Genomic DNA, 7,491 nt, shown 5'->3' with positions numbered 1-7,491 from the left:
CCCTGGGTCTCCCCGCCGGCGGGGGCGCCGCCTTGCTCTTTTGTTTGTTTGGTTACCCCCAGTAGTTTCGGGGGTCTCCGCCGCGGGGGGGGGGGCCCCCCCCCCCCCGACCCCACCCATCTCTACCCTAACGTTAGGGTAGAGTTGTTGACGGTGAGGCGGCCTGACTGTCCCGCTACTTCCCCTCCGGGGCCGGTGGTGCCCCGGCGACGTCCGATTCTTGCAGGAGAGAGCGTGCGCGAGCCGATGACGCCGATCGCCGCCTGTCCGCCGTGACCCTTCGCCCCCGGACGTGAGCCGCCGCCCGCCCGCGCGCCCCGTCCCGCGTTCCTCCCTCACCCTTTCGACTTCCGGCCCGTCCCGCGGGCCGTCCGCAGGGCGCCGACCCGGCCCCGCGCGCCCTTCCCGCACGCCCCCGGCCCGTCGGCGGGGTGTGCCCGAGCACGACAGGTACGCATCTCCTTGTCCTCCGCCGCCGCGACTCCCGCCGCACGCCTGCGGGGCCTGCGCCCCGACTGGCTGAACGACCCGAAGGTCTGGCGCACCGAGATCCTGGCCGGTCTGGTCGTCGCCCTGGCCCTGATCCCGGAGGCCATCTCCTTCTCGGTCATCACCGGTGTCGACCCGGCGATCGGCCTGTTCGCCTCCTTCACCATGGCCGTCACCATCTCCGTCGTCGGCGGACGGCGCGCGATGATCTCCGCCGCCACCGCCGCCGTCGCCCTCGTCAGCGCGCCCGTGAACCGTGAACACGGCCTGGGCTACCTGGTCGCCACCGTCATCCTGGCCGGTGTCTTCCAGGTCGTCCTCGGCGCGATCGGCGTGGCCCGGCTCATGCGGTTCGTGCCCCGCTCGGTGATGACCGGCTTCGTCAACGCCCTCGCCGTCATGGTCTTCATGGCGCAGGTGCCGGAGATGCACGACGTGCCCTGGCCGGTCTATCCGCTGATCATCGGCGGGCTCGCGCTCATGGTGTTCTTCCCCCGGGTCACCAGGATGGTCCCGGCCCCCCTGGTCTCCATCGTCATCCTCACCGTGATCACCGTCGCCGCCGGGATCGCCGTGCCCACCGTCGGCGACAAGGGCGAACTGCCGTCCTCGCTGCCCGTGCCCGGCCTGCCGGACGTGCCCTTCACCCTGGACACCCTGACCACCATCGCCCCCTACGCCCTCGCCGTGGCACTGGTCGGCCTGATGGAGTCGCTGATGACCGCCAAGCTGGTCGACGACATCACCGACACCCATTCCTCCAAGACGCGTGAGTCCATCGGCCAGGGCATCGCCAACATCGTCACGGGCTTCTTCGGCGGCATGGGCGGCTGTGCCGTGGTCGGCCAGACCATGATCAACGTGAAGGTGTCCGGTGCCCGCACCCGCCTGTCCACGTTCCTCGCCGGAGTGTTCCTGATGGTGCTGTGCATCGTCTTCGGCCCGGTCGTCTCCGACATCCCCATGGCCGCTCTGGTCGCGGTGATGGTCATGGTCGCCTTCAGCGCCTTCGACTGGCACTCCATCGCCCCCAGGACACTGAAGCGGATGCCCGTCGGGGAGGTCGCCGTCATGGCCGTCACCGTGGTCGTCGTGGTCTCCACCGGCAACCTCGCCATCGGCGTCGTCGTCGGCACCATCACCGCCATGGTCATCTTCGCCAGGCGCGTCGCCCGCCTCGCCCACGTCACCGCCGTCACCGACCCCGACGGCGGCACGGTCGTCTACGCGGTCACCGGAGAGCTGTTCTTCGCCTCCTCCAACGACCTCGTGGGCCAGTTCGACTACGAGGGAGACCCGGAGAAGGTCGTCATCGACCTCTCCGCCGCCCACATCTGGGACGCCTCCTCCGTCGCCGCCCTGGACGCGATCGAGACCAAGTACGCCCAGCGCGGCAAGACCGTCGAGATCACCGGCCTGAACGACCCCAGCGCCGACCTCCACGGCAGACTCACCGGCAGCCGCTGACCCTGGGCGCGCGGCACACCGACGGACCCCGGCCCGCCTGGCCGGGGTCCGTCGGTCTCCGTCCCGAAGCCCGGCGCCCTCGAAGGGCCGCGGCAGGTGCCGAAGACCCACCCGTGACTGCGCGGGAGCGGAACCGCGTACGGATGTGCTGGCCCCGTATAAATGCGCGGGCGACACGCCGTACCGTAGCGTGACGTGACCACCCTCGTATCCCGGGGCCTGCGCCTGCGCCACTGGCTGCGCGGCCACCCCCTCGCGCTGGACGCCGCCCTGGCCCTGGCCGTGCTGGTCGCCATGCTCGTCGGGGCGTTCGTGCACGCGCGTGCACGCGAGGGGCTCGAATTCGGCGCCGACCTGCCCGCGCCGAGCAGCCTGCTGCTGATGGTGGCCGGGGCCGTGGCGCTCATCTGGCGGCGCCGGAACCCGCTGGTGGTGCTCTGCGTCACCGCCGCGCTCACCGTCGTCGAACTGCTGCGCATCGACCCGCCCGCGCCTGTCGTCATGAGCACGGTCATCGCGCTGTACACGGTCGCCGCCCGCACGGACCGGCCCACCACCTGGAGGGTCGGCGTGCTGACGATGGCCGCGCTGACCGCCGCGGCGATGCTCTTCGGCCCGCCCCCCTGGTACAGCCAGGAGAACTTCGGGGTCTTCGCCTGGACCGGACTGGCCGGAGCCGCCGGGGACGCCGTCCGCTCCCGGCGCGCCTTCATCGACGCCATCAAGGAGCGCGCCGAACGCGCCGAGCGCACCCGCGACGAGGAGGCCCGGCGGCGGGTCGCCGAGGAACGGCTGCGGATCGCCCGCGACCTCCACGACGTCGTCGCCCATCACATCGCCCTGGTCAACGTGCAGGCCGGGGTCGCCGCCCACGTCATGGACCGCCGTCCCGACCAGGCCAAGGAGGCGCTGGCCCACGTCCGCGAGGCCAGTCGCGCCGCGCTCGACGAACTGAGGGCCACGGTCGGGCTGCTGCGCCAGTCCGGCGACCCGAAGGCGCCGACCGAACCCGCCCCGGGCCTCGCCGTACTCGACGCGCTGGTCGACACCGTCCGCCGGGCCGGGCTCCCCGTGGAGGTGGCCTGCACCGACCGGCGGCCCCCGCTCCCCGCAGCCGTCGACCTGGCCGCGTACCGGGTCATCCAGGAGGCGCTGACCAACGTACGCAAGCACGCGGGCCCCGGCGCCAAGGCCGAGGTGAGCGTCGTACGGGTCGGCTCCACGGCCGAGATAACGGTCCTCGACAACGGGATCGGCAACGGCACCGGAAAGGGCGCCGAGGTCTCCGGCGGCGGCCACGGCCTGCTCGGCATGCGCGAACGGGTCACCGCCCTCGGCGGCACCCTGACCGCCGGACCCCGCTACGGAGGAGGCTTCCGGGTCCATGCCATCCTGCCCGTCGAGGCCCGCAGCGCGGAGTCCGGGCAGCCGGACGCGGCGGGCCGGACGGGGGAGACCGTATGACACCGCCCATCAAGGTGCTGCTCGCCGACGACCAGGCCCTGCTGCGCAGCGCGTTCCGGGTGCTGGTCGACTCCGAGCCCGACATGGAGGTGGTCGGCGAGGCGGCGGACGGCGCCCAGGCGGTGGAGCTGGCCCGCTCCTCCCGCGCCGACGTGGTGCTGATGGACATCCGGATGCCCGGCACCGACGGCCTCGCCGCCACCCGCATGATCAGCGCAGACCCGGAACTGGCCGACGTACGGGTCGTGATGCTCACCACCTTCGAGGTGGACGAGTACGTGGTCCAGTCGCTGCGGGCCGGGGCCTCCGGCTTCCTCGGCAAGGGCGCGGAACCCGAGGAGCTGCTCAACGCCATCCGGATCGCCGCGGGCGGCGAGGCACTGCTCTCCCCGGCCGCGACCAAAGGGCTCATCGCCACTTTCCTCGCGCAGGGCGGCAGTTCGGACGGTGAGGGACCGAGCACCGCGGAGTACTCCGAGCGGCTCGCCGCGCTCACCGGCCGCGAACGCGAGGTGCTCGTCCTGGTGGCCGGCGGCCACTCCAACGACGAGATCGCCGAACGGCTGGCGGTCAGCCCGCTCACCGTCAAGACCCATGTGAACCGGGCGATGGCCAAACTGGGTGCCAGGGACCGGGCCCAATTGGTGGTAACCGCGTACGAATCCGGCCTGGTGCGCCCCAGGGTGGAGTGAGGGGCCGCCCCGGGGTGGGGTGAGGGTGGAGAGACGGCGTACTCCACCTGCGGTATGCGCGGCGTAAGAAAGCGACCTGGGGCCGACGCCCGCACCCCGGCTGGCAGGAGATCGTATGAGTGGGCCGGTGCTGCCCTCCGAGTCAGCCGCCCACTTGCCGCGCACGCCACAGAAGAGAGACCTCACCCATGTCCTGGCTGTCCAGATTCAGCCTCGCGCAACGGGCCCTGATCGGACTGATCTCGATCGTCGCGCTCGTGTTCGGGGCGATCGCGATACCGCAGCTCAAGCAGCAGCTGCTGCCCACCATCGAGCTTCCGATGGTCTCGGTCATCGCCCCCTACCAGGGAGCGTCCCCCGATGTGGTCGAGAAGCAGGTCGTCGAACCGCTGGAGAACTCCCTCAAGGCGGTCGACGGCGTCACCGGCATCACCTCGACCGCCAGTGAGGGCAGCGCCGTCATCATGGCGTCCTTCGACTTCGGTTCGGAGGGCACCAAGCAGCTCGTCGCCGATATCCAGCAGGCGGTGAACCGCGCCCGCTCCCAGCTTCCGGACGCTGTCGACCCGCAGGTCATCGCCGGTTCGACGGACGACATCCCGGCCGTCGTCCTCGCCGTCACCTCCGACAAGGACCAGCAGGCGCTCGCCGACCAGCTGGACCGCACGGTCGTCCCCGCCCTGGAGGACATCAGCGGCGTCGGCCAGGTCACCGTCGACGGTGTGCGGGACCTCCAGGTCTCCGTCACCCCCGACGACAAGCAGCTCGCCGCCGCCGGGCTGAACGCGATGACGCTCGCCCAGGCGCTCCAGGCGGGCGGCGCGACCGTCCCCGCCGGGTCCTTCTCCGAGTCGGGCAAGAGCCGCACCGTCCAGGTCGGCGGCGCCTTCTCCTCCCTGAAGGAGATCAAGGACCTGCGGCTCGTCAGCAAGGACCCGGCCACCGGCAAGGCCGGAAAGCCGGTCCGCCTCGGTGACGTCGCCTCGGTGAAGCAGGAGGAGGCCAGCGCGGTCTCCCTCACCCGTACGAACGGCCGCCCGAGCCTCGCCGTGATGGCCACGATGGACAAGGACGGCAGCGCCGTCGCCATCTCCGACGCGGTCAAGGACAAGCTGCCCGGCCTCCGCGAGGACCTCGGCGCCGGTGCCGAACTGACCGTCGTCACCGATCAGGGCCCGGCCGTCTCCAAGGCCATCTCCGGCCTGACCACCGAGGGCGCGCTCGGTCTGCTCTTCGCGGTCATCGTGATCCTGGTCTTCCTCGCGTCGCTGCGGTCGACCCTGGTCACCGCGGTCTCCATCCCGCTCTCCGTGGTCCTCGCGCTGATCGTGCTGTGGACCCGTGACCTCTCGCTCAACATGCTCACGCTGGGCGCGCTGACCATCGCGATCGGCCGCGTCGTCGACGACTCGATCGTGGTCCTGGAGAACATCAAGCGTCACCTCGGCTACGGCGAGGAGCGCCAGTCCGCGATCATCACCGCGGTGAAGGAGGTGGCCGGAGCGGTCACCTCCTCGACCCTCACCACGGTCGCCGTCTTCCTGCCGATCGGCCTCGTCGGCGGCATGGTCGGCGAACTGTTCGGCTCGTTCTCGCTGACCGTCACGGCGGCCCTGCTGGCCTCCCTGCTGGTCTCGCTGACGGTGGTCCCGGTCCTCTCGTTCTGGTTCCTGCGCGCCCCGAAGGGCACCGCCGAGGACCCGGACGAGGCCCGCCGCCAGGCGGAGGAGAAGGAAGCCCGCAGCAAGCTCCAGCTGCTGTACCTGCCGGTCCTGCGCTTCGCGACCCAGCGCCGGATCACCAGCATCGTCATCGCCTTCGTGGTGCTCTTCGGCACCTTCGGCATGGCCCCGCTGCTGAAGACCAACTTCTTCGACCAGGGCGAGCAGGAAGTCCTCTCCATCAAGCAGAAGCTGACGCCGGGCACCAGCCTGGCGGCGGCCGACGAGGCGGCGAAGAAGGTCGAGAAGGTCCTCGCCGACGACAAGGGCGTCAAGGACTACCAGGTCACCGTCGGTTCGTCCGGCTTCATGGCGGCCTTCGGCGGCGGCACCGGCTCCAACCAGGCGTCCTACCAGATCACCCTGAAGGACGCGGGCGAGTTCGAGGCCACCCAGGACCGCATCGAGAAGGCCCTCGCCCGGCTTGACGGCATCGGTGACACCACCATCTCCGCGGGCGACGGATTCGGCGGCCAGGACCTCAGCGTCGTCGTCAAGGCCGCCGACGCGGACGTCCTGAAGAAGGCGTCCGAAGCGGTACGCAAGGAGGTCGCCGGGCTCAAGGACGTCACCGACGTCCAGAGCGACCTCGCCCAGAGCGTCCCGCGCATCTCGGTCAGGGCCACGTCCAAGTCCGCCGACGCCGGTCTCGACCAGAGCGCCCTCGGCGCGGTCGTCGCCGGAGCCGTACGCGGCACCCCGGCCGGCAAGGCCGTCATGGACGACACCGAGCGGGACATCGTCATCACGTCCGCTCACCCCGCCACCACCATGGCCGAGCTGAAGAACCTTCCGGTCGGCCCGGTCAGGCTCGGCCAGATCGCCGACGTCGAACTGGTCCCCGGCCCGGTCTCGATGACCCGGATCGACGGCCAGCGCGCCGCGACCATCACCGCCCGGCCCACCAGCGACAACACCGGCGCGGTCAGCACGGACCTCCAGAAGAGGATCGACGCGCTGAAGCTCCCGGACGGCGCCACCGCCACCATCGGCGGTGTCTCCGAGGACCAGAACGACGCCTTCATCAAGCTCGGCCTCGCCATGCTGGCCGCGATCGCGATCGTCTTCATGCTGCTCGTGGCGACCTTCAAGTCGCTGATCCAGCCGCTGATCCTGCTGGTCTCCATCCCGTTCGCCGCCACCGGCGCGATCGGCCTGCTGGTCGTCACCGGCACACCGATGGGCATCCCGGCCATGATCGGCATGCTGATGCTGATCGGCATCGTGGTGACCAACGCGATCGTGCTGATCGACCTGATCAACCAGTACCGGGCCCAGGGCATGGGCGTGGTCGAAGCGGTCGTCGAGGGCGGTCGCCACCGCCTCCGCCCGATCCTGATGACCGCGCTCGCCACGGTCTTCGCCCTGCTCCCGATGGCCCTCGGGGTCACCGGCGAGGGCGGCTTCATCTCGCAGCCGCTCGCGGTGGTCGTGATCGGCGGTCTGATCACATCGACGCTGCTGACCCTGCTCCTGGTCCCGACGCTCTACGCGATGGTCGAACTCCGCAAGGAACGCCGCGCGAAGAAGAAGGCGGCCAAGCGCGCGAAGAAGGCGGGCCTGCCCGCCGCCCCGGCCGAGGAGATCCGCGAAGCGGAGCCCTCGGGCGTGTAGGCAGCGGTCCCGAGAAAGCCGAACGGCCTGTCCCACGCGGAAGC

The 7,491-nt window shown here is 70.9% G+C and carries 4 protein-coding genes; all 4 read left to right on the top strand.

Translation table 11 applies throughout. From position 1 onward, the window contains the following. Positions 1-462: 462 nt before the first annotated feature. The 4 genes from ACFVWY_RS20365 (at position 463) to ACFVWY_RS20350 (ending at position 7,447) form a co-directional block, all read left to right on the top strand. A complete protein-coding gene (locus tag ACFVWY_RS20365; protein WP_389874179.1) occupies positions 463-1,956 on the top strand; it encodes a SulP family inorganic anion transporter in 1,494 nt (497 codons plus the stop codon). A 195-nt stretch (positions 1,957-2,151) separates the two neighbouring features. Next, positions 2,152-3,420, top strand: coding sequence for a sensor histidine kinase (locus tag ACFVWY_RS20360; RefSeq protein WP_389874177.1), 1,269 nt, complete (start codon positions 2,152-2,154; stop codon positions 3,418-3,420). Beyond that, complete coding sequence (locus ACFVWY_RS20355) at positions 3,417-4,112, top strand: response regulator (RefSeq protein WP_389874174.1); 696 nt, start codon at positions 3,417-3,419, stop codon at positions 4,110-4,112. Before ACFVWY_RS20360 ends, ACFVWY_RS20355 begins: the two co-directional genes overlap by 4 nt. A 188-nt stretch (positions 4,113-4,300) precedes the next feature. Next, the gene (locus tag ACFVWY_RS20350; RefSeq protein WP_389874172.1) at positions 4,301-7,447 is read left to right on the top strand and encodes an efflux RND transporter permease subunit; all 3,147 of its coding nucleotides are present in this window, start codon (positions 4,301-4,303) and stop codon (positions 7,445-7,447) included. The last annotated feature ends 44 nt before the right edge of the window (positions 7,448-7,491 follow it).

This window comes from Streptomyces sp. NPDC058195 (assembly GCF_042883525.1).
Lineage (GTDB): Bacteria > Actinomycetota > Actinomycetes > Streptomycetales > Streptomycetaceae > Streptomyces.
The sequence above is the reverse complement of the archived record's forward strand: the minus strand, read 5'-3'. Positions and strand labels throughout refer to the sequence as shown.

Excerpts from the sequence above, each read along its gene's own strand:
- ACFVWY_RS20350 (WP_389874172.1), top strand. The coding sequence starts at position 4,301 with ATGTCCTGGCTGTCCAGATTCAGCCTCGCGCAACGGGCCCTGATCGGA.
- ACFVWY_RS20355 (WP_389874174.1), top strand. The coding sequence starts at position 3,417 with ATGACACCGCCCATCAAGGTGCTGCTCGCCGACGACCAGGCCCTGCTG.